This window comes from uncultured Comamonas sp. (assembly GCF_964277875.1).
GTDB classification, from domain to species: Bacteria; Pseudomonadota; Gammaproteobacteria; order Burkholderiales; family Burkholderiaceae_C; genus Comamonas; species Comamonas sediminis.
On sequence record NZ_CAXYJV010000007.1, the window covers coordinates 44,865 to 67,033 of the forward strand.

20 protein-coding genes are annotated in these 22,169 nt (G+C 65.7%); 7 read left to right on the top strand and 13 right to left on the bottom strand.

Annotated features, from left to right (window positions below; translation table 11 throughout):
• Nucleotides 1-46: 46 nt before the first annotated feature.
• A complete protein-coding gene (locus tag ACHWUQ_RS03190; RefSeq protein WP_312411282.1) occupies nt 47-1,318 on the top strand; it encodes a YeaH/YhbH family protein in 1,272 nt (423 codons plus the stop codon).
• A complete protein-coding gene (locus ACHWUQ_RS03195; protein WP_394680331.1) occupies nt 1,315-2,943 on the top strand; it encodes a SpoVR family protein in 1,629 nt (542 codons plus the stop codon). Before ACHWUQ_RS03190 ends, ACHWUQ_RS03195 begins: the two co-directional genes overlap by 4 nt.
• A 4-nt stretch (nt 2,944-2,947) precedes the next feature.
• On the opposite strand, the gene ACHWUQ_RS03200 is transcribed toward ACHWUQ_RS03195, so the two are convergent.
• Genes ACHWUQ_RS03200 through ACHWUQ_RS03210 form a run of 3 tightly spaced genes read right to left on the bottom strand, consistent with a single transcriptional unit; the run spans nt 2,948 to nt 5,568 of the window.
• Nucleotides 2,948-3,448, bottom strand: coding sequence for a rod shape-determining protein (locus tag ACHWUQ_RS03200; protein ID WP_394680332.1), 501 nt, complete (start codon nt 3,446-3,448; stop codon nt 2,948-2,950).
• Complete coding sequence (locus tag ACHWUQ_RS03205; RefSeq protein WP_394680333.1) at nt 3,448-4,692, bottom strand: multifunctional CCA addition/repair protein; 1,245 nt, start codon at nt 4,690-4,692, stop codon at nt 3,448-3,450. The genes ACHWUQ_RS03200 and ACHWUQ_RS03205 overlap by 1 nt, the downstream gene beginning before the upstream one ends.
• Nucleotides 4,693-4,701: 9 nt before the next feature.
• A complete protein-coding gene (locus ACHWUQ_RS03210) occupies nt 4,702-5,568 on the bottom strand; it encodes a MurR/RpiR family transcriptional regulator (protein WP_239809595.1) in 867 nt (288 codons plus the stop codon).
• A gap of 152 nt (nt 5,569-5,720) precedes the next feature.
• Here ACHWUQ_RS03210 and ACHWUQ_RS03215 point away from each other — a divergent pair, with 152 nt between their 5' ends.
• On the top strand, nt 5,721-6,620 hold the full coding sequence (locus ACHWUQ_RS03215) for an amino acid ABC transporter substrate-binding protein (protein ID WP_394680334.1): 900 nt from the start codon (nt 5,721-5,723) through the stop codon (nt 6,618-6,620).
• A gap of 78 nt (nt 6,621-6,698) precedes the next feature.
• Here the strand turns inward: ACHWUQ_RS03215 and ACHWUQ_RS03220 are convergent, their stop codons facing one another.
• Nucleotides 6,699-7,676 carry a Bug family tripartite tricarboxylate transporter substrate binding protein gene (locus ACHWUQ_RS03220; RefSeq protein WP_394680335.1) on the bottom strand — a complete coding sequence of 326 codons (978 nt, stop codon included), beginning with the start codon at nt 7,674-7,676 and terminating at the stop codon, nt 6,699-6,701.
• A gap of 19 nt (nt 7,677-7,695) precedes the next feature.
• The gene (gene uraD / locus ACHWUQ_RS03225; RefSeq protein ID WP_312530309.1) at nt 7,696-8,241 is read right to left on the bottom strand and encodes a 2-oxo-4-hydroxy-4-carboxy-5-ureidoimidazoline decarboxylase; all 546 of its coding nucleotides are present in this window, start codon (nt 8,239-8,241) and stop codon (nt 7,696-7,698) included.
• 101 nt (nt 8,242-8,342) lie between these two features.
• On the opposite strand from uraD, the gene ACHWUQ_RS03230 reads away from it, so the two are divergent.
• Together ACHWUQ_RS03230 and ACHWUQ_RS03235 are read left to right on the top strand one after the other, a co-directional pair.
• Entirely contained in the window at nt 8,343-9,290 is a 948-nt protein-coding gene (locus ACHWUQ_RS03230; protein WP_369459644.1) for a LysR family transcriptional regulator, read from the top strand.
• A gap of 231 nt (nt 9,291-9,521) precedes the next feature.
• Nucleotides 9,522-10,568, top strand: a complete 1,047-nt coding sequence (locus ACHWUQ_RS03235) for a hypothetical protein (RefSeq protein WP_373449804.1) — start codon at nt 9,522-9,524, stop codon at nt 10,566-10,568.
• 23 nt (nt 10,569-10,591) lie between these two features.
• On the opposite strand, the gene ACHWUQ_RS03240 is transcribed toward ACHWUQ_RS03235, so the two are convergent.
• Both ACHWUQ_RS03240 and ACHWUQ_RS03245 read right to left on the bottom strand, forming a co-directional pair.
• Nucleotides 10,592-11,275 (bottom strand): glutathione S-transferase family protein, encoded by a 684-nt coding sequence (locus ACHWUQ_RS03240; RefSeq protein WP_312411260.1) that lies wholly within the window; start codon nt 11,273-11,275, stop codon nt 10,592-10,594.
• A 167-nt stretch (nt 11,276-11,442) separates the two neighbouring features.
• Nucleotides 11,443-12,024 (bottom strand): 5-formyltetrahydrofolate cyclo-ligase, encoded by a 582-nt coding sequence (locus tag ACHWUQ_RS03245; RefSeq protein ID WP_239809588.1) that lies wholly within the window; start codon nt 12,022-12,024, stop codon nt 11,443-11,445.
• 404 nt (nt 12,025-12,428) lie between these two features.
• On the opposite strand from ACHWUQ_RS03245, the gene ACHWUQ_RS03250 reads away from it, so the two are divergent.
• Nucleotides 12,429-14,333: a transglycosylase SLT domain-containing protein gene (locus ACHWUQ_RS03250; RefSeq protein ID WP_394680364.1), complete on the top strand. Its 1,905-nt coding sequence runs from the start codon at nt 12,429-12,431 to the stop codon at nt 14,331-14,333.
• 12 nt (nt 14,334-14,345) lie between these two features.
• On the opposite strand, the gene ACHWUQ_RS03255 is transcribed toward ACHWUQ_RS03250, so the two are convergent.
• The 4 genes from ACHWUQ_RS03255 to eat form a co-directional block, all read right to left on the bottom strand.
• Entirely contained in the window at nt 14,346-15,269 is a 924-nt protein-coding gene (locus tag ACHWUQ_RS03255) for an MBL fold metallo-hydrolase (protein ID WP_394680336.1), read from the bottom strand.
• 89 nt (nt 15,270-15,358) lie between these two features.
• Complete coding sequence (eutC, locus tag ACHWUQ_RS03260; RefSeq protein WP_394680337.1) at nt 15,359-16,225, bottom strand: ethanolamine ammonia-lyase subunit EutC; 867 nt, start codon at nt 16,223-16,225, stop codon at nt 15,359-15,361.
• Between the two features lie 9 nt (nt 16,226-16,234).
• The gene (locus ACHWUQ_RS03265) at nt 16,235-17,626 is read right to left on the bottom strand and encodes an ethanolamine ammonia-lyase subunit EutB (protein ID WP_394680338.1); all 1,392 of its coding nucleotides are present in this window, start codon (nt 17,624-17,626) and stop codon (nt 16,235-16,237) included.
• A 15-nt stretch (nt 17,627-17,641) separates the two neighbouring features.
• Complete coding sequence (eat, locus tag ACHWUQ_RS03270; protein ID WP_312411246.1) at nt 17,642-19,048, bottom strand: ethanolamine permease; 1,407 nt, start codon at nt 19,046-19,048, stop codon at nt 17,642-17,644.
• A gap of 157 nt (nt 19,049-19,205) precedes the next feature.
• Here eat and ACHWUQ_RS03275 point away from each other — a divergent pair, with 157 nt between their 5' ends.
• Nucleotides 19,206-20,222 (top strand): helix-turn-helix domain-containing protein, encoded by a 1,017-nt coding sequence (locus tag ACHWUQ_RS03275; protein ID WP_239809583.1) that lies wholly within the window; start codon nt 19,206-19,208, stop codon nt 20,220-20,222.
• Between the two features lie 17 nt (nt 20,223-20,239).
• On the opposite strand, the gene phhA is transcribed toward ACHWUQ_RS03275, so the two are convergent.
• Entirely contained in the window at nt 20,240-21,067 is an 828-nt protein-coding gene (phhA, locus tag ACHWUQ_RS03280; RefSeq protein ID WP_313336140.1) for a phenylalanine 4-monooxygenase, read from the bottom strand.
• A gap of 63 nt (nt 21,068-21,130) precedes the next feature.
• Nucleotides 21,131-22,096, bottom strand: coding sequence for a Bug family tripartite tricarboxylate transporter substrate binding protein (locus ACHWUQ_RS03285; RefSeq protein WP_394680339.1), 966 nt, complete (start codon nt 22,094-22,096; stop codon nt 21,131-21,133).
• Nucleotides 22,097-22,169: the final 73 nt, after the last annotated feature.

A 22,169-nucleotide genomic window follows, 5' to 3' on the forward strand; every position in this document is an offset into this window, starting at 1 on the left:
ACGGCGCGCCGGCACCGGACGCGCCGCTTCATGGATGGGGGCACAGATGGCATTGCAAATCATCGACCGCAGGCTCTCCGGCAAGAACAAGTCGGTGGGCAATCGCGAGCGCTTCGTGCGCCGCTACAAGGCGCAGATTTCCGAGGCGGTACGCCGCGCCGTTGCCAACCGCGACATCCGCCACATCGAGCAGGCCGAGACTATCACGATCCCGCGCAAGGACATCCAGGAGCCGGTGTTCCACCACGGCCCTGGCGGTGTGCGCGACACCGTGCATCCGGGCAATACCGAGCATGTGCGGGGCGACCGCATCGCCCGGCCCCAGGGCGGGGCCGGCGGTGGTGGTGGCTCGCAGGCCAGCGATGGGGGAGAGGGCGAAGACGACTTCACCTTCACGTTGACCAAGGAAGAGTTCATGGAACTGTTCTTTGAAGACCTGGCGCTGCCGCGCCTGCTGCGCACCCACATTGCCAGTACCTTGCAATACAAGACGCGCCGCGCCGGCTACAGCCATGACGGCACCCCGCACAACCTGGCCGTGCTGCGCACGATGCGCGGCGCGCTGGGCCGGCGCATTGCGCTGACCAAGGCGCCCAACCGTGAACTCAAGGCCCTGCAGGATACGTTGGCAGACCTGCTGGCGCAGGACGATGGCACGAGCGAAGTGGTGGCCGAGCTGCAGCAGCGCATTGCCGGGTTGCAGGCGCGCATGGGCAAGGTGGCCTTTCTCGACCCCCTGGACCTGCGCTTTCGTAGCCGCACCAAGGTGCCCGAGCCGAGCAGCCAGGCGGTGATGTTCTGCGTGATGGACGTGTCGGGCTCGATGGACCAGTCCCGCAAGGACCTGGCCAAGCGCTTCTTCATCCTGCTGTACCTGTTTCTCACCCGCCACTACGAGAAGATCGAGATCGTCTTCATCCGCCACCACACCCAGGCGGCCGAGGTGGGCGAGGACGAGTTCTTCCATTCCACCGAAAGCGGCGGCACCGTGGTCAGCAGCGCGCTGGTGCTGCTCGACCAGGTCATCCGCGCACGCTACCCGGTGGCGGACTGGAACATCTACGTGGCCCAGGCCAGCGACGGCGACAACTTTGGCGACGATGGCGGCAACTGCCGCAACCTGCTGGCCGACAAGATCCTGCCGCTGGCGCGCTACTTTGCCTATGTGCAGGTGGCCCCCGACGAGCAAAGCCTGTGGCAGGAATACAGCCAGTTGTTGCCGCTGTTCCCGCATTTCGCGATGCGCAAGGTGGCGGAGCCCGGCGATATCTACCCGGTGTTCCGTGACCTGTTCAAGAAGGAAGGGGTCACGGTATGAATCCGTCGCAATACCCCGTGCTTGCACGGCGCAAGGGCTCCCCGCATTGGAAAGTGCCATTGTCCGCTGACCGCTCGCAGCGCGATGTGCCCGCCACGCCCCGGCCTGCGGGCCAGCGGCCCCGGCAGCCGCTCCCCGACCCCAGCGACTGGACCTTCGAGCTGATCGAGCGCTACCACGCTGCCATTGCGCAGACCGCCGAGCGCTACGGGCTGGACACCTACCCCAACCAGCTTGAGGTGATCTCGGCCGAGCAGATGATGGACGCCTATGCCAGCGTTGGCATGCCGGTGGGGTACCGGCACTGGAGCTATGGCAAGGAGTTTCTGGCCACCGAGCGCCGCTACCGCCGCGGCCATATGGGCCTGGCCTACGAGATCGTCATCAACGCCAACCCCTGCATCAGCTACCTGATGGAGGAGAACACCACCGCGATGCAGGCGCTGGTGATTGCCCATGCGGCCTATGGGCACAACAGCTTTTTCAAAGGCAATTACCTGTTCGGCATGTGGACCGATGCGGGCAGCATCATCGACTACCTGGTGTATGCCCGCGACTTCATCGCCCAGTGCGAGGAAAAGCACGGCTTGGATACGGTGGAGCAGTGGCTCGATTCCTGCCACGCGCTGGCCAACCTGGGGGTGGACCGCTACCGCCGCCCGTCCAAGAAAACCCTGGCGCGCGAACGTGCCGAGCGTGAGCAGCGCGAGGCCTATGCCCAGCAGCAGGTCAACGAGCTGTGGCGCACCTTGCCTGCGCGCCCCGACAAGAACAGCCCGGTGCAGCACCATGAGCGCTTTCCGAAGGAGCCGGAAGAAAACCTGCTGTACTTCATAGAAAAGAATGCCCCGCTGCTGGAGCCCTGGCAGCGCGAGGTGGTGCGCATCGTGCGCAAGATTGCCCAGTACTTCTACCCCCAGCGCCAGACCCAGGTGATGAACGAGGGCTGGGCCACCTTCTGGCACTACACCTTGCTCAACACCTTGTACGACGAGGGCTGGCTCACCGATGGCGTGATGATCGAATGGCTGTCGTCGCACACCAATGTGATCTACCAGCCGCCTGCCGGCCACCGTGCCTACAGCGGCATCAACCCCTATGCACTGGGCTTTGCGATGTACCGCGACATCCAGCGCATCTGCGAGCACCCGACCGACGAAGACCGGCGCTGGTTCCCCGATCTGGCCGGCACGCCCTGGCTGCCGGCGCTGCACCATGCCATGCAGAACTACAAGGACGAGAGCTTCGTGGGCCAGTACCTGAGCCCCAAGCTGATGCGCGACATGCGCCTGTTCTCCATCCATGACGATGCCAGCGAACGCGAGCTGCTGGTCAGCGCGATCCACAACGAGGATGGCTACCGCAACCTGCGCCAGACCTTGTCACAGCAGTACGACCTGGGCGCACGCGAGCCCAATATCCAGGTCTGGAACGTGAACCTGCGCGGCGACCGCTGCCTGACCCTGCGCCACACCCAGTACCAGGGCCGGCCGCTGGCCGACGATGTGCAGGAAGTGATGAAGCACGCGGCGCGGTTGTGGGGCTTCGGCGTGCAGCTGGAAAGCGTCAATGGCGATGGCGATGTGCCGGTGCTGCTGCATTCGGTGCCGGCACCGCCGGCTTGAGGAATTAGCCGAGGGCGGGCCAATCTCGCAGCAGTTTTTGAATATCTTCCTCGCCTGCCAGGGGGTCAATCAGATCCACCTTGCGGGCGCCACAATGCTCACCGAGCTCGCGCCAGGCGCGTTGCTCGACCTGGGTCATACGCCCAACCGCCTGGGCAGGCGAAGGGCAAGGGTGCAATAGCAAGTGTGCTGAAGGGCTGAACCAGCGCTGTGTACGCTTGCGGTAGGACCGTATGGCATATTTCAGAAACACTTCAGCCACCAAGTAATCGCTGATCAGGCAGCGTGGGTGAACAAAAGGTTCGCACAAAAACGCACCTGCAGTTTGTGTCACGGCCAATCTTGCTGTCGCTCCCAGGGCCAGGATCTGGGTTTTGGGGCTTGCAACCAACGCAATGATGGCCTCATCGCTCCATACCAGAGCGCTGTTGCTGCTGCGGATCTCTACCGCATCAGGGGCAATGCGCACATACAGCGCAGGTACCCATCTGTCGCCAAATGCCATCAGGCCTCCACGGCCAAGGCCTGTGCCACTGCCTGGCAGCGCGCCTCATGCACCATCGCGCCAATCTCGGCGCCTTGGCGGCCGGTGCGGGCGGCGCGTTCTGCCACTTCCTTGGTGCTGACGGCTTGCGCGGCGGCCAGCAGGCGCAGCAGCTGTGCGCGTTGCGGGTAGGGCTTGTCTTCCAGCCCCAGCCGCCCCTGCGCATCGCACTGGCAGGCCAGCAGCGCCTGCGCAAAGCGATCGGGTTTGCGGAACGCGTCGCAGCGCTCGAGCAGGCGCACGACGGCAGCGGCTGCAATGCCCGGGCTGCGGTGGATATTGCCGTGCTCGGCGGCGACCACCAGCGCCAGCTCGGCGCAGTCACTGGGCACGCGCAGGCGCTGTTGTACCTGGCGGGCCAGGTCGACGCTGCGCTCCTCATGGCCGATATGGCGGGGCAGCACATCGGCTGGCGTCGTGCCCTTGCCCAGATCATGCGCCAGGCAGGCCCAGCGCACGGGCAGTGGTGCATCCAGCTGGGCGGCGCGGTCCAGCACCATCATCACGTGGATGCCGGTATCCACCTCGGGGTGGTAGTCGGCGCGCTGGGGCACGCCCCAAAGGCGGTCCAGCTCGGGCAGCAGGCGGGCGAGGGCGCCGCAATCGCGCAGCACCTCGAACATGCGGGAGGGCCGGGCTTCCATCAGGCCGCGTGCCAGCTCCTGCCAGACGCGCTCGGGCACCAGCGCATCGACCTCGCCGTCGGCCACCATCTGGCGCATCAGCGCGACGGTTTCCGGGGCGACGGTGAAATCATGGAAGCGCGCGGCAAAGCGCGCTAGGCGCAGTATGCGCACCGGGTCTTCGCGGAAGGCCTCGGTCACATGGCGCAGCACCCGGGCCTGCAGATCGGCCTGGCCGCCATAGGGGTCGGTCACCGGGTCGCTGCCATTCCAGCCGACGGGGGCGGCCATCGCATTGATCGTCAGGTCGCGCCGGGCCAGGTCCTGCTCCAGGGTCACATCGGGCGAGGTGGCGATGCTGAAGCCCCGGTAGCCCCGGCCGGACTTGCGCTCGGTGCGGGCCAGCGCATATTCCTCATGCGTGCGGGGATGCAGAAAGACCGGGAAATCCTTGCCGACCGGCACAAAGCCCTGGGCCAGCATGGCCTCGGGCGTGGAGCCCACGACCACCCAGTCGTGGTCATTCACCGGCAGTCCCAAGAGGCGGTCCCGCACTGCGCCGCCGACCATATATGTTTTCATCGCACAAGTTTACTTGCGTACCGGCTGCACATAGACGCCGCTGTCGTGCAGCTCGCCCTCGGCCGACTCGATGCGGGCCACCGCCTGCGGCCCGGCGCGGCTGACCAGCACCTCCAGCAGCGATTCGGACAGCGCCTGGGCAGCGGTGACGGAGGGAAAGAAGGAGGGGCTGTTGACGGCAAACAGCAGGGTTTCATCGGCCGCCAGGGACAGCGGCGAGGCCAGGCTGTCGGTCAAGGCCAGCACCTTGCAGCCTCGCGCACGGGCCAGTTCCACCGCATGCACGGTCTCCTGCGAGTAAGGCGCAAAGCTGATGGCGACCAGCACATCGCCCTGGTCGATCGCGCGCAACTGCATCTCGCGCACGCCGCCCATGCCTTCGAGCAGATGCACCGAGCGGCGAAACAGGCGGTAGACATAGACCAGCGAAAAGGCTACCGGAAAGCAGGCGCGCATGCCCATCACATGCACCTGGCCGGCCTTTTCCAGCAGCTTGGCGGCGGTCACCAGGCGCGCTGCGCTGTGCTGCTCGGTCAGGTCGAGGTTGCTGCGCTGCATCGCAAACATCTCGGCGGTGAGCTGCTTGTCGCGCGCGCGGCCCATCAGGCTGCGGGCCCGCTCACCATACTGGTTGCCCGCCTCGCTGGCCAGGCCCATGTCAGCGGTCAGCGCCTGCTTGAACGGGTTCCAGCCCTCAAAGCCGCAGGTCTGGGCGAAGCGCACCAAGGTGGTGGGCGGCACCTGCGCATGCTGGCCGACGGTGCGCATCGATTGGGTCACCACATCGTTGGGGTGGTCGAGCACATAGCGCGCCACTTGCTGCAGCGAAGGGCTCAGGGAGGCAAAGCGGTCTCGCAGTTGGTCGATTACGCCCATGGCGGCGGGTCTTTCTTCAGATTTAGGGAAATCACGGGTAGCTATTGTGCGATATGGAACATATGATCCAAAAAAAATAAAAAAGGAGCAAAAGTTCTGAAACGCCGCAAGGCACTGGCCGGTACCAATGGGGTGCCAGGAGGATGATGGTTATGCAAGGAAAAATGGGTGTGAAGCGCGCGCTGGCACTGGCGGCGCTGGCGTGTGCGTCCGTGGCGGCGATGGCGCAAAGCAGCAGCACGCTGGACAAGATCAAAAGCTCGGGCGCCATCACGCTGGGCTACCGCGAGGCCTCGTTCGGCTTCTCCTACCTGGACGCCAACCTCAAGCCCATCGGCTACAGCATGGACATCTGCGCACACATCCTGGAGGCGGTCAAAACCAAGCTCCAGCTGCCGGCGCTGAAGGTGAACTACCAGGCCGTCACGTCGGCCAACCGCATTCCGCTGGTGCAAAACGGCACGGTGGATCTGGAATGCGGCTCGACCACCAACCTGGTGGAGCGCCAAAAGCAGGTGGCCTTCTCGCCGGACATCTTCCGCTACAACGTGCGCATGCTGGTCAAGAAGAGTTCGGGCATCCAGAGCATTGCCGATCTGCAGGGCAAGTCGGTGGCCACCACCACCGGCACCACGTCGTTCCGCCTGCTGCGCCAGGCCGACCGTGCCAGCAAGCTCGACATCACCAATGTGCCGGGCAAGGACCATACCGAGTCCTTCCTGCTGGTGCAGGGCGACAAGGCTGCCGCCTTTGTGCTGGACGATATCCTGCTGGCCGGCCAGATCGCCAATGCGCGCGATCCGCAGAACTACGAGATCGTTGGCGAGAGCCTGCGCACCGAGAACCAGGCCCTGATGCTGCGCAATGACGACCCGGCCTTCAAGCAGCTGGTGGACGAGACCGTCACCGGCCTGATGCAATCGGGCGAGATGGAAAAGCTCTACAACCGCTGGTTCATGTCGCCGATTGCACCCAAGGGCATCAACATCAACTACCCGCTGAATGCCGAAACGCGTGATGCCTTTGCCAACCCCTCATCCAAGGGAATCTGAGCGTCCGTTGGCGATTGAACACGGGCCGCGATGAAGCAAGAGACCAGGATCAGGGGCCAGTCCCCTGGTCTTTTTGCGTTATTGCGGCACCAAGCCAGCGGCCTTGACCAGCTGTGCATGCAGGCTGATCTCCTGCGCAATGGTTTGCTGGAACTGCTCCGGCGTCGTGGGCGCCACTTCCATGCCCACGTCCTGCAGTTGCTGCTTGATGTCTTCGCGCAGCAAGATGGCCTGCACCTGGCGGTTGAGCGCATCGACAATCGGGCGCGGCGTGCGCGCCGGGGCCAGCAGGCCGATCCAGGTCTGCATCACCATGTCGGGAATGCCGGCCTCCGCCATCGTTGGCACCTCGGCAATCAACGGCGAGCGCTTGTCGCTCATCAGCGCCAGCGCCGTGAGCTTGCCCGATTTGAGGTGGGGCAGGGCTTCGGGCAACGGCGCAAACAGCAGGTCCACATTGCCGCCGAGCATGTCGTTGATGGCGAGGGCGCCGCCCTTGTACGGCACATGCGTCATCTGCAGCTGTCCCCGGGTCTCGAACATCAGCGCCGCCAGATGCTGGGGGCTGCCTTCGCCCGAGCTGGCATAGGTCACGACGGTGGGCTGGGCCTTGGCAGCGGCCAGCACGGCAGCGGCGTTGGGGAATTTCTTGCGGTCCCTGACCACCAGCACCATGGCCTGGTTCGCCAGTTTGGTGATAGGCGCAAAGTCGGCCTGCGGGTCGTAGGGCAGGTCCTTGAAGATGCTTTTGTTGGTGGTCAGAAAGGACGCCGGCGAGGCCATCAGGGTGTAGCCATCGGGGCTGGCCTTGGCAACGGCCGGCAGGCCGATGCGGCCTGAGGCGCCCGCGCGGTTGTCGACGATGAAAGGCTGGCCGGTGCCGGCCTGCAGCTGCTGGCCCACCAGGCGCGCGATCATGTCCACACCGCCGCCTGCGGGCAGGGCGACCACCACTTTGACGGGGTGGTTCGGATAGCTGGCAGTCTGCGCCTGCGTGCTGAAGGCCAGCAGACCCAGCGATGCGGCCAGGCTGATAAGGTGGAGACGACGATGCATGGTGAACACTCCTGAAAAGTCAATGCGTGCAGACCGGGGCGGGATCGGCTTCCTGCAGGTAACGCGCGAGCCGCAGGCGGCTGATGGCCGCAATCTCGTTCAGCGCCAGTTGCAGCTCCCTCTGCCGGGTGTGCCCCAGGCGCTGCTCGAACACAAGCAAGGCCGATGCCAGGCTGTGCTGGCGGATGCAGAGAATGAAGGGAAAGCCAAAGCGCTCACGGTAGGCGCGGTTCAGACCATCCCAACGCTGGGCCTCGGCGGCCTGCAGCTGACCCAGGCCCAGGCTGGCCTGCTCGTCGGTGGATGCGGCATTCATCGCCCCTGTTCGGGCCAGCTCGCCGCCCAGCTCCGGGTGGCCCGCATAAAAGCGGATGCGCGCCGGTTCATCCAGACCGGCGACCACGGCCAGCATGGCGCTGTGCAAGGCATCGGCGCTGGCAAAGGGGCGCAGCGCCACGGTCTGCGCTGCCACCCAGGGCGCATGCTCCCAGATGTCGGCCATCGCTGCGCAGAAGTCGTCGGGGCTGCAATGGTTGAGGTAGTCAAGGCGTTCAGCAGGTGTCATGCAGGCCATGCTAGGGCTGCAGAGCATTGCCGTCCATCATAGGTTTGGCAATGATGCATGCGCAAAATTAGTACAATCGCGGCATTCCGGAGAGACCCCTTATGCGCCATTCGCTTGTACCTACCGCGCTGCGCTATGCGGACCAGGTGGCCCGCTCGGGCTCGATCCAGAAGGCTGCCCGCGAGTTGCATGTGGCTGCCTCCGCCATCAACCGCCAGATTCTGGCGCTGGAGGAGGAGCTGGGCGTTCCGCTGTTCGAGCGCATGCCGCGCGGCATGCGGCTGACGGCCTCCGGTGATGCGCTGATCACGATGGCCCGCCGCTGGCGCCAGGATGAGACCCGCATGGTGGCCGAGGTGCGGCGCATTCAGGGCATCCACCAGGGCCATGTGTCGCTGGTGGCGATGGACAGCCATGCCACCGGCGTGTTGCCAGCGCTGGTCGAGGCGCTCAATGCCGAGCACCCGCTGGTCAGCCTGTCCGTCGAGCTGAGCACCCCCGACGACGCCGAGACCGCGTTGATGACCGGCAAGGCCGACCTGGCCGCCATCTTCAACCTGGCGCCACGCCGTGAGCTGCTGGTGCTGTGGAAAGCCCAGCTGCCGCTGGGCTGTGTCGTGGCTCCGGGCCATGCGCTGGCCGGGCGCAAGACGGTCAGTTTTCAGGAGGCCACCGCCTACCCGATCGCGCTGCAAAGCCGCGCCATCACCATCCGTCGCCTGCTGGAGGCGCAGTTCAGCTGGCTGTTCAAGGATGCGCGGGGCTTTGTCGAAAGCAATTCGCTGCAACTGGTCAAACAGCTGGCGCTGGGCGGGCAGCGCCTGATCTTTACCTCGGAGCTGGATGTGGCGCCCGAACTGGCGGCCGGTGCGCTGGTGTTCATCCCCATTCGCGACCAGGGCGCCGAGCCGCAGGACATCAGCGTGGCAGTGGACGCCACCCGGCCGCCGGGCCCGGTGGTCAAGCTGGTGGCCCAGCAGCTGATCGCGGCCTTGCAGGCCAGCCTGGACCAGGCCCGCCAGCCCCGTCACTCCAGCACTTCGGTCTAGGAACCCGTTCAAAGTCTGCAGGGCGCTCAGCGCCATGCGCTGCGCTGCGCGGTTCGCTGCGCGCCGTTGTCGCCGATCCCGCCGCAGGGGCCGAGGGGCTTGCAGACGCTGCTTGAGCCATGATGTATTCACCCACCATATAAGCTCTTTGCATTAGCAGCACTTCCTCGCTATGCTGCCGGGCTGGCCTCAGAGGCCGATCCAACATATGACAAAGAGGGAGGGGGGGTTATGTGGACAACCATTGGCGTGGTGCTGGTGACCATGGCATTGACGTTTGCCGGTCTGTGGGTGCTGCTCAAGTTCGGCATGCGCTGGTATTTTTCGCGCATGCTCAGGCACGCCCAGGCGCTGGGCAGCGCCCCGCAAGGTGTGGTGGCGCGCATCACGATGCAGTTGGACAAGCTGCAGTTCAGCGACCCGCAGGTGCGCAAGGTGATAGAGGAATGCAAGGCCCTCGGTTATGCATCGGCCGGGCGCTACACGGTGGATGAAATGCCTGGTGTCAAGATCTGGGCGGGCACGCATGCGCAAAACGGCAGTCTGGCCTTGGTGCTGGAGCTGGCGGACCGCTATTTCTCTGCCGATGTGATCCGGTTTTATGGGGAGGGCGCCGCGCTGGGGGCGGGCACCAACCCGGTGTTCCAGGCCGACCACTATCCCCGCCATGTCCAGTACCGCCAGTTTCCGCGCGATACGGCCATGCAGGAGCTGACGCAGTGGCTGGAGGCCCAGCCTTCGCCCTCTGCGGTGGTCGCTGCCACCCCCAAAAATCTGCGCCAGCTCAATGCCCGCATGTATGCGGAGATGATGGATTTTCAACTGGCGCAACCCATGCCCGGCCTGGAGGCCTGGAAGCGCATGGCGTTGCAGGATGCCGCTGCCGTGGGCAGTACCGTGCCGACCTTGACCGAGCAACAATGGCAGGCCGTCTACGATGCACAACGGGAGAGCCAGCAATCAGCCACCGAAGAGGCGCTGCAAGACCATGTGCTGCGCAGCGGGCAGGTATCGGCCGCGCAGTGGCAGGCGATGGCCCATGGTCTGGTCTATGTCTATGCGCACCTGCGTGCAGACGAGGTCGCAGAACGCGCATTGCGCCGCAGTGCGTGGACGGCCGATGTGCCCCAGGTGCAAGCGCTGCTGCGCCAGAACCTGGCGCATGCCGAGCTGTTTGAAGCGGTCCAGCGTTTGCTGCCAGAGGACGAGCGTTTTGCGTACCTCATCAGCGTCAATGCCCCGCTGAATGCGCGGGTGTACCGGCCGCAGGCTTTGTGACACCACGGAGAGGCTGGCGGCCCTCAGCGCTCGGCGCGGTAGGGCTCGTCCACCGCGACAAAATCCTGCTCGGCCAGCGCCGCATCGATCCAGGCCTTGACGCCGGGCAATTGGTGCACGCGCTCGATATAGGCGGCAATCTCGCCGGGGACCGGCAACTGGTAGGTCTTGAGGCGCGAGCACACCGGCGCGTAGTAGGCATCGGCGATGCTGAATTGGTCAAACAGCATGGGCCCGCCATGCTGGGCCAGCAGGTGGCTCCACATGCTGCACAGGCGCTCGACGTTCTTGCGCACGGCGGCGTTGTCGCGCCAGACGATCCGGCCGACCTCGGCCAGATCGGCTTCGATGTTCATCGGGCAAGCGCTGCGCAGTGCGGTGAAGCCCCCGTGCATCTCTGCGCAGATGCTGCGGGCGCTGGCGCGGGCAGCCTTGTCCTGGGGCCAGAGCTGCTTGTCCGGGAACTGCTCGGCCGCGTACTCGGCAATCGCCAGGCTGTCCCAGACGCTGATGTCGCCATCGCGCAGCAGCGGCACCGTACCGGTGGGGCTGATGGCCGTCATCGTGCGCTTGAACTCGGACTGGCTGTCAAAGCCGTCAAAGCGGATCAGCTTTTCCTCGAACGGGATGCCTGCCTGGCGCAGCAGCACCCAGGCGCGCATGGACCAGGAGGAGTAATTTTTGTTGCCGATATAAAGCTGCAGCATGATCTCAATTGATTAATGGATGAAAACGTCCGGGGCCCTGTGCAGAACTCCCGCCCCATGGAACGAGTGCAGAGCATCCGCTACCGCGCTCAGACCCCGGCAGGGGATGTGCAGAGGGTGCCAGGTTTGACACCGCAGGCACAGGACCCCAAGGAGCGTAGCAGTTCCTAGGACGCGCCCAGCGGCCACACCACGCCGTTGTCATTGAGGATGGCATCCAGCGGCAGGTCATGGGCTTCGGGCTCGAAGTCGTCGACAAAGCCGTTGGTAAAGCCCAGGCCGACGGTGAAGGGGCGTGGCTCCAGCGCGGCCAGCGTGCGGTCATAAAAACCGCCGCCGTAACCCAGGCGGTAGCCACCCGGGCCATAGCCCACGCAGGGCACAAACAGCAGGGTCGGCACCACCAGTTCGGTATTTTGCGGCTTGGGGATGTCGTAGGCGTCCATCTCCATCGGGCAGCCGGGGTACCAAGCATGGAAGCTCAAGGTCTTGTGCTGCTTGTTGACGACGGGCAGGGCGATGCGGCGCAGCTTGGGCTCGTCCATCAGCGCACCGTCTTCCTTCCAGCGGTGCAGCGCTGGCAGCGGATCAAACTCGCCTTTGATCGGCCAGTAGGCGCCGATGACGGCATCCTGGCGTTCCATCAGCCAAAAACGCAGCACTTGCTGGAGCTGTTCGGCGCGCTCCAGACGATCGGGCATATGCAGACGCTGTTCGATGAGCGCTTGGCGCACGGCTTTTTTATCCATTGCAAATATCCCTACAGAAACACGCTGGGTCAGCCATTCTGACACCCAAAACTGCTGCTCCCGGCAAATGGGTTACCGTGAAAACCAGGTATCGTGGGGACCGCTTGGGGTGGATTCGGTAAGGGCATGTAAGCGGATGCCTCGGATTGCCGACCTTGTGGCTGCCGGCGGCGGTGGCGGTGTGTATGATTTTAGGGTTCACCTGGGCGCCGCTGGATAGCGCCGCCGTCTTGCAACCTGGAGCGGCTATGCGTCGGAATGTTTTCACCCCCTTGATGGCGGCCTTGCTGGCCTGCAGCGCCTGGCCGCTGGCTGCGCAGACGATTTTGCAGGGCGCGACGGCCGCGCAGACCTCGGTGCAAACGCCTGTGCAACTGCAGTCAAGTCCGTCGGTCAGCAGCGGCATGGTCAACGACGATGTGATCGTTGACATGCAGCAGGCCTTCCGCAAACGCGAGAAGAACAAGCTCACCCAGCTGCTGCCCAATGCGCGCGGCCATGTGCTGGAGCCCTGGGCCGCCTACTGGGAGCTGCGTGCCCGCCTGAACGAGGCCACGCAGGACGAAGTGCAGGCCTTTCTGACCCGCTGGGCCGGCACCTACCAGGAAGACCGGCTGCGCAACGACTGGCTGCGCCTGTTGGGCCAGCGCCGCGACTGGAGCAATTTTGATGCGATGTACCCGGCGTTCCGCATGGGCGACGACCGCGAACTGCGCTGCTATGCGGCAGTGATCGATCTGGCCAAGGGCGGCGAGCGCGAGGCGCTGGCCAACACGGTCAAGAGCAATTGGTATGCGCAGCGCGATTCGGAGGATGGCTGCAACCTGGCGGCGTCCGAGCTGTTTTCTGCCGGCGGCCTGCAGGCCGATGACATCTGGCGCAGGGCGCGCCAGACGATGGAGGCGGGCCGCCCCCGCGCCGCCCGCGCTGCGGTGGAAGTGGTCGCCCCCATGCAACTGCCCGCGTTTGCCACGATGCTGCAATCGCCCAGCAAATTCCTGACGGCCCAGGCCAAGACGTCTTCGAAGGAGCAGCAGGAGCTGGCCACGTTGGCGCTGATCAAGCTGGCCGCGGACAACCCTGATGGCGCAGCGACCTTGATGGAGGCCCGCTGGAACGAGCTGCTGACGCAGCCGCGCCGTGACTGGGTCTGGGGGGTGATCGGCAAGACCCAGGCGACGCGGCTGTCGCCCGATGCGATGACCAGCTTCGCGAAGGTCGGCAAGGATGCCCACCTGAGCGACGACCTGCTGGCCTGGAAGACCCGCGCCGCGCTGCGGGCCGGCCAGTGGCAGCAGGTGCGCAAGAGCATCGAGGCGATGAGCGCCGAAGAGCGCGAAGACCCGACCTGGATGTACTGGCAGGCTAAGGCCTTGCAGGCCGGGCGCATCAGCGAGGCGCAGACCCAGCAGTCGCGCCAACTGCTGCAAAAGATTGCCGGGACGCAAGGCTTCTACGAGCAGCTGGCGCAGGAGGAGCTGGGCCAGCCCATCGTCATCCCGGCGCAGCCGGTGCCTATCGATGCGCAGGCGCGTGAGTCGGTGCGCAGCAATGCGGGCCTGGCACGTGCGCTCTATGCGATCCAGCTGGGGCTGCGCAGCGAAGGCGTGCGCGAGTGGAACTACATGACCAATCTGCACCAGCGCGGCGGCATGGACGATGCCCAGTTGCTGGCCGCTGCCGAGCTGGCCTGCCAGCGCCAGATCTGGGACCGCTGCATCAACACCAGCGAGCGCACCAAGACGGTGGTCGATGTGGGCCAGCGCTACCCGATGCCGTTCAAGGAAGCCGTGGTCAGCCGCTCGCGTGAGATCGGGCTGGATCCCGCCTATGTCTACGGCCTGATCCGCCAGGAAAGCCGTTTCATCATGGATGCGCGCTCGGGCGTCGGTGCCTCGGGCCTGATGCAGATCATGCCGGCCACCGCCCGCTGGACCGCCCGCAAGATCGGCATGACCGACTTCACGCCGGCCAGCATCAATGACCGCGACACCAATATCACGTTGGGCACCGCCTACCTGAAGCTGGCGCTGGACGATTTCGACGGCTCGATGGCGCTGGCTGCCGCTGGCTACAACGCCGGCCCCGGCCGGCCGCGCAACTGGCGCAACGGCCCGGTGCTGGACGGTGCCATCTGGGCCGAGAACGTGCCCTTTGCCGAGACGCGCGACTATGTGAAAAAGGTGCTCTCCAACACCACCAGCTACGCGGCCATTCTGACCGGCCAGCCCCAGTCGCTGCGTGCGCGCCTGGGCTCGGTGGGCCCCAAGCCCGAGGGCGAGCCGGACCTGTCCAAAGAGCTGCCCTGAGAGCGAAGAGGCTTACTGGTTGACCAGCAGCATGCCTTCGCGCCGCGCAGCGCCTGAGCGCTCCAGGTCGGCCACCAGCGATGCATGCCACTGCGCCAGGTCCTGGTCGGCAAAGTAGCGCTGGTGCAGCAGGCCGTAATAGGGCGTAGCGGCCAGCCAGGCCTGCACTTGTACCAAAGGCAGCTGCTGCCATTCCAGCAGCTTGTACTTGAGCAGCACCTTGGCGGCATAGAGCGCATGGCGCTCGGGGCTTTGCACAAAGCGCTCCAGCCGCTGGCGCGCGGTCTGCAATGCGGTGGCCACATCGCTGAACGCACTGCCATGGCCGGGCAGCACCAGGCGCGGCTGCAGGCGCTCGATCACATCCAAGGTGGCAGCCACCTCGTCAAAAGCTGCGGTGCCCTCGATCTCCGGAAAGACCACGCCAAAGCCGTTCTCCCAGAGCGCGTCGGCCGAGATCAGGGTGCGCGAGGCGGGCTCGAACAAAATCACCGAATGCGGATCATGGCCGGGCGCGGCATGGATTTGCCAGTGCTGCTCGCCCAGCGGGGTATCGGTGCCGGGCTGCAGCACCTCGTCCATCCGGAAACGCGGGCAGTCCTGGCCGGTGGGGCGGTAGCTCAGCTGGTGCTCGTCCCAATCGGCGACGGCCTGCGCATGGCCGGGTGCAATGCCGGTGCGGGCCTGGGGCCAGCGCTGCTGCAAGGCGGCATTGCCGCCGCAGTGGTCGCTGTGCAAATGGGTGTTGACGATGCGCTGCAGCGGCGCGCCCTGCAGGCTGGCCTCGACCAGGCTCACGGTCTGCTCGGCATGGCTGCAGTAGCCGGTGTCGACCACCGCCGTGACGCCGCGCACAAACACGGCATTGTTGGCGGACAGCCAACCACGCTCAAGGAACTGGAGACCGGCGGGCAGCGACAGGGCGGAGGCGGGCATGGTGGGTCTGGCGGCGGGGGTGAACATGGTCTGACCCCCCAGCCTAGCAGACAAGCACCGGCGGCGCATGGCCGGCTGGCACCCAGGCGTCAACGGGGCCGCTGCGCAGCAGTGGGGGCCAGCATAAAGGGCTGGCCAGCCTGCTCGGGCGCGGCCAGCGTATCGGACTCGTCCTTGAGCTGCACGCCCGAGAGCTGGCGCTGGCGCGCCTGCTGCATCAGGTAGTGCAGCTTGTGCACCGCCTGCGCATAGCTCAGCCCCTGTTCGCGCACATTGGAGATGCAGTTGCGCGACTCGTCGGTCATGCCCGGGCGGGGCTGCCAGGTCATGTACAGGCCCATGCTGTCGGGAGAGCTCAGGCCCGGGCGCTCGCCGATCAGCACCACCACCAGCGAGGCGCCCAGCGCCGCCGCTATCTCATCGCCCAACGCCACCCGGGCATTGCGCACCACGCTGATCGGGCCGATGCGCCAGTGCTCGGCCAGTGCCGGCAGCATCTGGCGCAGAAAGGGCCGCGCATTGCGCTCGATCGCCAGCGATGACAGGCCATCGGCGACGACGAACACCACATCGGCCGGGGCGCCCGGCAGGCCCTGGAGCAGGCTGCGCGACGCCGTGTCCAGGCGCCGGCCCAGATCCGGCCGCTGCAGGTAGGTGGGGCGGTCCTGCGCGGCGCTGTGCAGGCGCAGGACCGGCTGGCCCGGCGGTGCCAGTGTCTGCAGTTGCTCAGCCAGCTGTTCCATATCCACTTCGGTATGCACGGCCATGCGCGCCTGGGCATGGGCCAGCGCAAAGTCCAGATGCGCGCGCGTAGGCAGGCTGGTGCCGGCGCGGCCCAGCGCAATGCGGGCGCTGGTGAACTGGCGCAGGCGCTCCCAGGGGTTGGGGGTGACGGTCGCGCTCGCGGGCTCGGCGGCGGCGGGCAGCGCTGCGGGGGCGGAGGGGCGTGGGGACATGGGCAGAGGTCAGTTGAGCTGGGCCAGCGCTTGCGAGAAGGGGGCGGGCAGGCCATCGGCCAGGCGCAGGCCTGGGCCCCCGGACTGGGCAATGCCCATGGTCTGCAACCAGGCTTCGAACTCCGGCGTGGGCCGCAGGCCCAGGGTCTTGCGCAGGTAGAGCGCGTCGTGGAAGGACGTGGTCTGGTAGTTCAGCATGATGTCGTCCGAGCCCGGAATGCCCATGATGAAGTTGATGCCGGCCACGCCGAACAAGGTCAGCAGCACGTCCATGTCGTTCTGGTCGGCCTGGGCATGGTTGGTGTAGCAGATGTCGCAGCCCATCGGCAGGCCCAGCAGCTTGCCGCAGAAATGGTCCTCCAGCCCGGCGCGGATGATCTGCTTGCCGTCGTAGAGGTACTCGGGGCCGATAAAGCCGACCACGGTGTTGACCAGCAGCGGCTGGAACTTGCGCGCCACCGCATAGGCACGCGCCTCGCAGGTCTGCTGGTCCAGCCCATGGTTGGCGCCGGCCGACAGCGCGCTGCCCTGGCCGGTTTCAAAGTACATGGCGTTGTTGCCGACCGTGCCGCGCGCGAGGCTCTGCGCCGCGTCATAGCCTTCTTGCAGCAAGGCCAGGTCAATGCCAAAGCTGCGGTTGGCATCCTGCGTACCTGCGATGGACTGGAACACCAGGTCCACCGGCACGCCCCGGCCGATGGCCTCGATGCTGGTGGTCACATGGGTGAGCACGCAGGACTGCGTGGGAATCTGGTACTGCTGGATGACCTCGTCGAGCATGAAGAGCAAGGTGCTGACGGCGGCGATGCTGTCGCTGGCCGGGTTGATCCCGATGACGGCATCGCCATTGCCATACATCAGGCCGTCGAGCAGGCTGGCGGCAATGCCAGAGGGGTCATCGGTGGGGTGGTTGGGCTGCAGGCGGGTGGACATGCGGCCGGGCAGGCCGATGGTATTGCGAAAGCGGGTGACAACGCGGCATTTCTGCGCGATCAGGACCAGGTCCTGGTTGCGGCAGAGCTTGGAGGTGGCGGCCACCATCTCCGGGGTCAGGCCCGGTGCCAGTGCGCTCAAGCTCGCCTCGTTGGCGGCATCGGACAGCAGCCAGTCGCGAAAGCCGCCCACCGTCAGGTGCGCCACCGGGGCAAAGGCGGCGCGGTCATGGGTGTCGATGATGAGGCGGGTGACTTCGTCGCTCTCATAGGGCACGAGTGCCTCTTGCAGGAAGTGGGCCAGCGGCAGATCGGCCAGCGCCATCTGCGCGGCGACGCGCTCGGTGTCATGCCGGGCCGCGACCCCCGCCAGGTTGTCGCCCGAGCGGGCCGGTGTGGCCTTGGCCATCAGCTCGCGCAGCGATGCAAACACATGGCGTTCGGCGCCAACGGTATGGGAATGGGGCATGGTTGCAGCGCTTCCTCAAGGGGTTGTCTCGCCGGGGGCGTCGGCCACCAGGTGGTGGCGGCTGTACAGCGCAAAGTAGGCGACGAAGACAGCGTATACGATGACGGCGCCAATGAGAACCCGGGGATCGACCAGAAAACCGGCCACCACGGCGATGCAGGCCAGCACCAGCGCGATGCCCGAGGTGAACACGCCCCCCGGAGTCCGGTAGGCGCGGGGCAGGTTGGGCTCCTTGATGCGCAGCCAGATGTGCGCGGCCATCATCATCACGTAGGAGATCGTGGCACCAAACACCGCAACGAGGATCAGCAGATCGCCCTGGCCGGTCAGCGACAGCGCAAAGCCGATGGCGCCGGGCACCAGCAGCGCGAGGTAAGGGGTCTTGCGCTGGGTGGTCAACGACAAACCCCGGGGCAGGTAGCCGGCGCGGGACATCGCAAACACCAGGCGCGAGTAGCCGTAGATGATCGAGAAGAAGCTGGCAATCAGCCCGGCCAGGCCGACAAAGTTGACGAAGCGGCTGATCCAGCTGGGGCCACCCAGCACCTTGCTCGATTCGAGCGCCTCGACCAGCGGGTTGCCCGAGTTCATCAAGGCCGCTGCACCGGCGCCGCCCGGTGCCAGCACCAGGATCAGGCCGCAGAACAGCACCAGCACGGCGATGGCACCGATCAGGCCTCTGGGCAGATCGCGGCGCGGGTCCTGCGCTTCTTCGGCGGCCAGCGGCACGCCCTCCACCGCCAGAAAGAACCAGATGCCGTAGGGAATGCAGGCCCAGATGCCCAGGTAGCCAAACGGCAGGAACTCGCTCGCGCCCCAGGCGTCGGTGGGGGCGATGTCGAACAGGTTGCTGACCTGGAAATGCGGCACCATCGCGGCGATGAAGACCACCAGCGCAACCACCGCCAGCGCGGTAACGGCAAAGATCAGGCGCAGGGCCTCGCCGGCGCCATAAATGTGGATGCCCAGAAAGACGGCATAGAAGCCCAGGTAGACCATCCAGCCATCGATGCCGAACAGCGACTGGCAGTAGGCGCCGATAAACGTGGCGATGGCCGCCGGTGCAATCGCGTACTCCATCAGGATTGCTACGCCGCAGAGAAAACCGCCCCAGGGCCCAAAGGCGCGCCGCGCAAAGCCGTAGCCGCCACCGGCCGTGGGTGCGATGGTGGCCAGCTCGGCGAGTGCAAAGCACATGCAGGTGTACATCGTGGCCATCAGCGCCGAGGCCACCAGCAGGCCACCCCAGCCGCCGGTCTTGAGGCCGAAGTTCCAGCCGGCATAGTCGCCCGAGATGACATAGGCCACGCCCAGGCCGACCAGCAGCAGCCAGCCGGCGGCGCCGCGCCGCAGCTGGCGCTGCTCGAAATAGTTGCTCGGGTGCGCGGCGCTGGCGCCTGCAGGGGGTGCGTTATCGGCCATGGCCTACCTCGTGAACTGTGGTGCTTCCCATGGTGGCAAGAATGCGGGCTGCGCTCTATCCGATTTCGGCAAATCTGGATCAGGGGAAGGCTGGGTTGACCTTGGTCCGCTTTTTGCATGACCATGCCGGTATGCCTCGCCACGCCACAGCGCCTCCATGTCCTTGAGCGCCCCTTGTCCATCGCCCACGCTGAGCAGCCGCCGGGCGGAGCACAGCGCCGCTGCAGGCGCGCCAGCGGCGCAGGTGGCGCAGACCTGTGATGTCGACGAGCAGGCGGCCCTGCTGCAGGGCTGGAACCAGCGCTATGAGCAGCTGTCAGCGGGCAGCTTCGAGGGCCGGGTGACCAGCCTGCATCTGGGGCCCATCCAGGCCTGGCGCGAGTTCTCCAGCCAGGCACTGCACCAGACCGGGGCATTGCGTGCCGGGCAACTGGCCATCGGGCTGCCCAGCAGCATTCCGGGCAACACCATGTTCTGCAACCGCTCCTGCAGCGAAGGGCATGCGATTGTGTTTTCGGGCGATGGCCCCTTCGAGTTTGTCTCGCCGGGTGGCCTGGAGATCATTGATTTTGTCGTGGAGCAGGGAAGCCTGGAGCCCTACCTGACCGCCAGCGAGCGCGAGCAGCTGCAGGCCCAGCTGGCGCAGCCGCATCTGCGGCCGGTGTCGGCCCATGAGCGCTGGCGCCTGCCGATTCTGCTGTCCGACATGCAGCAGTGCCTGGCGCAGACGGCGCCCGGGGCCTTGCCGCCCCAGCAGCTCGACGAGATGGCCGGCGATGTGCTGGCCGCCATTGCCGCCGTGCTGCGCGATGGGGTGGGCAGCGAGGCCGATGAACAGCTGTCGTACCAGCGGCGTGCGCATATCGTCAGCCTGGCGCGGGAGCGGGTGGTAGCGACCGGTGCCGATGGCTCATTGACGGTGGAAGACCTGTGCCAGGCGCTGGCGGTGAGCCGCCGGGCCTTGCAGTACTCGTTCCAGGAAGTGCTGGGCATCTCGCCGCAAAGCTATCTGCGCGCGGTGCGCCTCAATGGTGCACGCCGCGCGATCAAGCAGGGCAGCAGCGTCTCCGACGCCGCACTGGCCTGGGGCTTTTGGCACTTTGGCCGCTTTGCGCAGGAGTACAAGGCGCTGTTTGCCGAGCTGCCGTCCCAGACCTGCAAGCGCTACCGCTGAGCGGCGCGCGCCTGGTATCAGCCGCGCGCGTCTGCTGCCAGCTCCGGCAGGCCGCGCAATGCGGCATACACGGGGGTGAAGTCGCCTTCGGTCATGTCAAACAGCTGCTGGAAATCGTCGATGACGAAATAGGTCTGCTGGTACGTGTCGATCTTGTAGCGGGTGCGCATCGTGCGCTCCAGCGACAGCGGCAGGCGCTGGGGCAGCGGGCTGGTGACGGCATGCTGCAGCTCACCCGATGAGCTCAGGATGCCGGCGCCATAGGCGCGGATCTCCCCTTGCTCGCGGATCAGGCCGAACTCGATCGTGTACCAGTACAGGCGGCTGAGCATTTCGCAGGCACCCAGGCGCTCGGCCTTGAGCCCGCCCTGGCCGTAGCGCTGCACATAGTCGGCAATCACCGGGTTGAACAGCAAGGGCACATGGCCGAAGAGGTCATGGAAGATATCGGGCTCGACCACATAGTCGAACTCTTCGGGCTTGCGGATCCAGTCGGTGACCGGAAACTTGCGGTTGGCCAGCAGGCTGAAAAATGGCACCTCGGGGATCAGGCCCGGTACGGCCACGATCTCCCAGCCTGTCGCCTGGCGCAGGCGCTGGTTGATGTCTTCAAAGCGGGGAATGCGGTCTTCAACGCCCAGCGAGGGCAGCGCATCGATGAAGGCCTGGCTCGCCAGCCCCGGCAGCAAAGCCTTTTGGCGCGCATACAGACGCCGGTAGGTGTCGTGGTCGGCCTCGGTGTAGGCGGTGTAATCTTGCGCGCAGGTGTAGTCCTCCTGCGCGCGGCTGTAGTCGCCGCGGGGTGGGCGGTCGGATTGTCCATAAACCACAGGTGCTTGTCCCATGCTGTGCTCCTTCATTTTTTATAGAGACCAGCCGGGCACCCGCAGTTGATGGGCTGCAGGTGCTCAGTTGGCCTTGATCTTGATCGTGTTGATCAGAAACTGAAACTTGCGTCCTTCCTGCGAAACAAAGTGCGACAGCTCCTTGAGGCGCATGTCTTCCGGGCCAATGCCCATCTTCAGGTAATCGGCCTTGAAGCGCGGGTCGGTCAGCGCACCTTGGAACGCGTAGGCGTACTTCTGTGCTTCCTGGTCAGGCAGGCTGGCGGGCGCAAATACCCCGAACCAGGTGGACACATCAAAGCCCGGCACCGCTTCGTTCACCGGCGGCACCTGGGGCAGGGCGACATTGCGGTCCGAGGTCGTCACCGCCAGTGCCAGCAGTTCGCCGGACTTGATCAGCGGCAGGGCCGAGGCCAGGTTGTCGAACACCACATCGATCTCGCCACCCAGCAAGGCCTTCTGGGCCGGTGCGGCGCCGGCATAAGGCACGCTGGGCATCTGCAGGTTGGCCAGCGACTTGAGCATCTCGCCGGAGATATGGCCGATACTGCCGTTGCCGCCCGAGCCCATCTTCAACGTGCCGGGGTGGCCCTTGATGTAGGCCACCATCTCCGAGGTGGTCTTGATGCCCAGCTGGTCGGCGCGGCTCTTTTTCATCACCAGCACGTTGGGCACGCGCGCTACCAGGATCAGCGGCTTGAAGTCCTTCTGTGCGTCGTACTGGGGGGGCGTGCCCAGGTAGGGCAGCACCGCATGCGTGGCCACCGCGCCCATCAGCACCATGTTTTCCTGGGGCTTGGCATGGGCCACCAGTGCTGCGCCGGTGGCGCCGCCCGCGCCCGGCTTGTTGGCCACCGTGATGGCGCCCAACTGCTTTTCAGCACCCTGGGCCAGCAGGTGGGCCGAGGTGTCCAGCGGGCCGCCGGCGGGGTAGGGGACCACGAAGGTCAGCGGCTGACTGGCGTTCTGCGCGCTGGCAGCCAACATGAAACCAGACAGAATGGCGGCGAAGGTGACGGAGCGTTTCACAATTGTTTCCAGATTGATAAATCGCTCCGCAGTATAGAGAGGCCGCATGGCAAATTAAGGAATATCAATGCTG

Excerpts from the sequence above, each read along its gene's own strand:
- ACHWUQ_RS03240 (WP_312411260.1), bottom strand. The coding sequence starts at position 11,275 with ATGCTGCAGCTTTATATCGGCAACAAAAATTACTCCTCCTGGTCCATG.
- ACHWUQ_RS03235 (WP_373449804.1), top strand. The coding sequence starts at position 9,522 with ATGTGGACAACCATTGGCGTGGTGCTGGTGACCATGGCATTGACGTTT.
- eutC (WP_394680337.1), bottom strand. The coding sequence starts at position 16,225 with ATGTCCCCACGCCCCTCCGCCCCCGCAGCGCTGCCCGCCGCCGCCGAG.
- ACHWUQ_RS03255 (WP_394680336.1), bottom strand. The coding sequence starts at position 15,269 with ATGCCCGCCTCCGCCCTGTCGCTGCCCGCCGGTCTCCAGTTCCTTGAG.
- ACHWUQ_RS03200 (WP_394680332.1), bottom strand. The coding sequence starts at position 3,448 with ATGGCATTTGGCGACAGATGGGTACCTGCGCTGTATGTGCGCATTGCC.
- ACHWUQ_RS03230 (WP_369459644.1), top strand. The coding sequence starts at position 8,343 with ATGCGCCATTCGCTTGTACCTACCGCGCTGCGCTATGCGGACCAGGTG.
- ACHWUQ_RS03190 (WP_312411282.1), top strand. The coding sequence starts at position 47 with ATGGCATTGCAAATCATCGACCGCAGGCTCTCCGGCAAGAACAAGTCG.
- ACHWUQ_RS03210 (WP_239809595.1), bottom strand. The coding sequence starts at position 5,568 with ATGGGCGTAATCGACCAACTGCGAGACCGCTTTGCCTCCCTGAGCCCT.
- ACHWUQ_RS03220 (WP_394680335.1), bottom strand. The coding sequence starts at position 7,676 with ATGCATCGTCGTCTCCACCTTATCAGCCTGGCCGCATCGCTGGGTCTG.
- ACHWUQ_RS03195 (WP_394680331.1), top strand. The coding sequence starts at position 1,315 with ATGAATCCGTCGCAATACCCCGTGCTTGCACGGCGCAAGGGCTCCCCG.
- ACHWUQ_RS03250 (WP_394680364.1), top strand. The coding sequence starts at position 12,429 with ATGGTCAACGACGATGTGATCGTTGACATGCAGCAGGCCTTCCGCAAA.
- ACHWUQ_RS03215 (WP_394680334.1), top strand. The coding sequence starts at position 5,721 with ATGCAAGGAAAAATGGGTGTGAAGCGCGCGCTGGCACTGGCGGCGCTG.
- uraD (WP_312530309.1), bottom strand. The coding sequence starts at position 8,241 with ATGACACCTGCTGAACGCCTTGACTACCTCAACCATTGCAGCCCCGAC.
- ACHWUQ_RS03275 (WP_239809583.1), top strand. The coding sequence starts at position 19,206 with ATGTCCTTGAGCGCCCCTTGTCCATCGCCCACGCTGAGCAGCCGCCGG.
- ACHWUQ_RS03265 (WP_394680338.1), bottom strand. The coding sequence starts at position 17,626 with ATGCCCCATTCCCATACCGTTGGCGCCGAACGCCATGTGTTTGCATCG.
- ACHWUQ_RS03205 (WP_394680333.1), bottom strand. The coding sequence starts at position 4,692 with ATGAAAACATATATGGTCGGCGGCGCAGTGCGGGACCGCCTCTTGGGA.
- eat (WP_312411246.1), bottom strand. The coding sequence starts at position 19,048 with ATGGCCGATAACGCACCCCCTGCAGGCGCCAGCGCCGCGCACCCGAGC.
- ACHWUQ_RS03245 (WP_239809588.1), bottom strand. The coding sequence starts at position 12,024 with ATGGATAAAAAAGCCGTGCGCCAAGCGCTCATCGAACAGCGTCTGCAT.
- phhA (WP_313336140.1), bottom strand. The coding sequence starts at position 21,067 with ATGGGACAAGCACCTGTGGTTTATGGACAATCCGACCGCCCACCCCGC.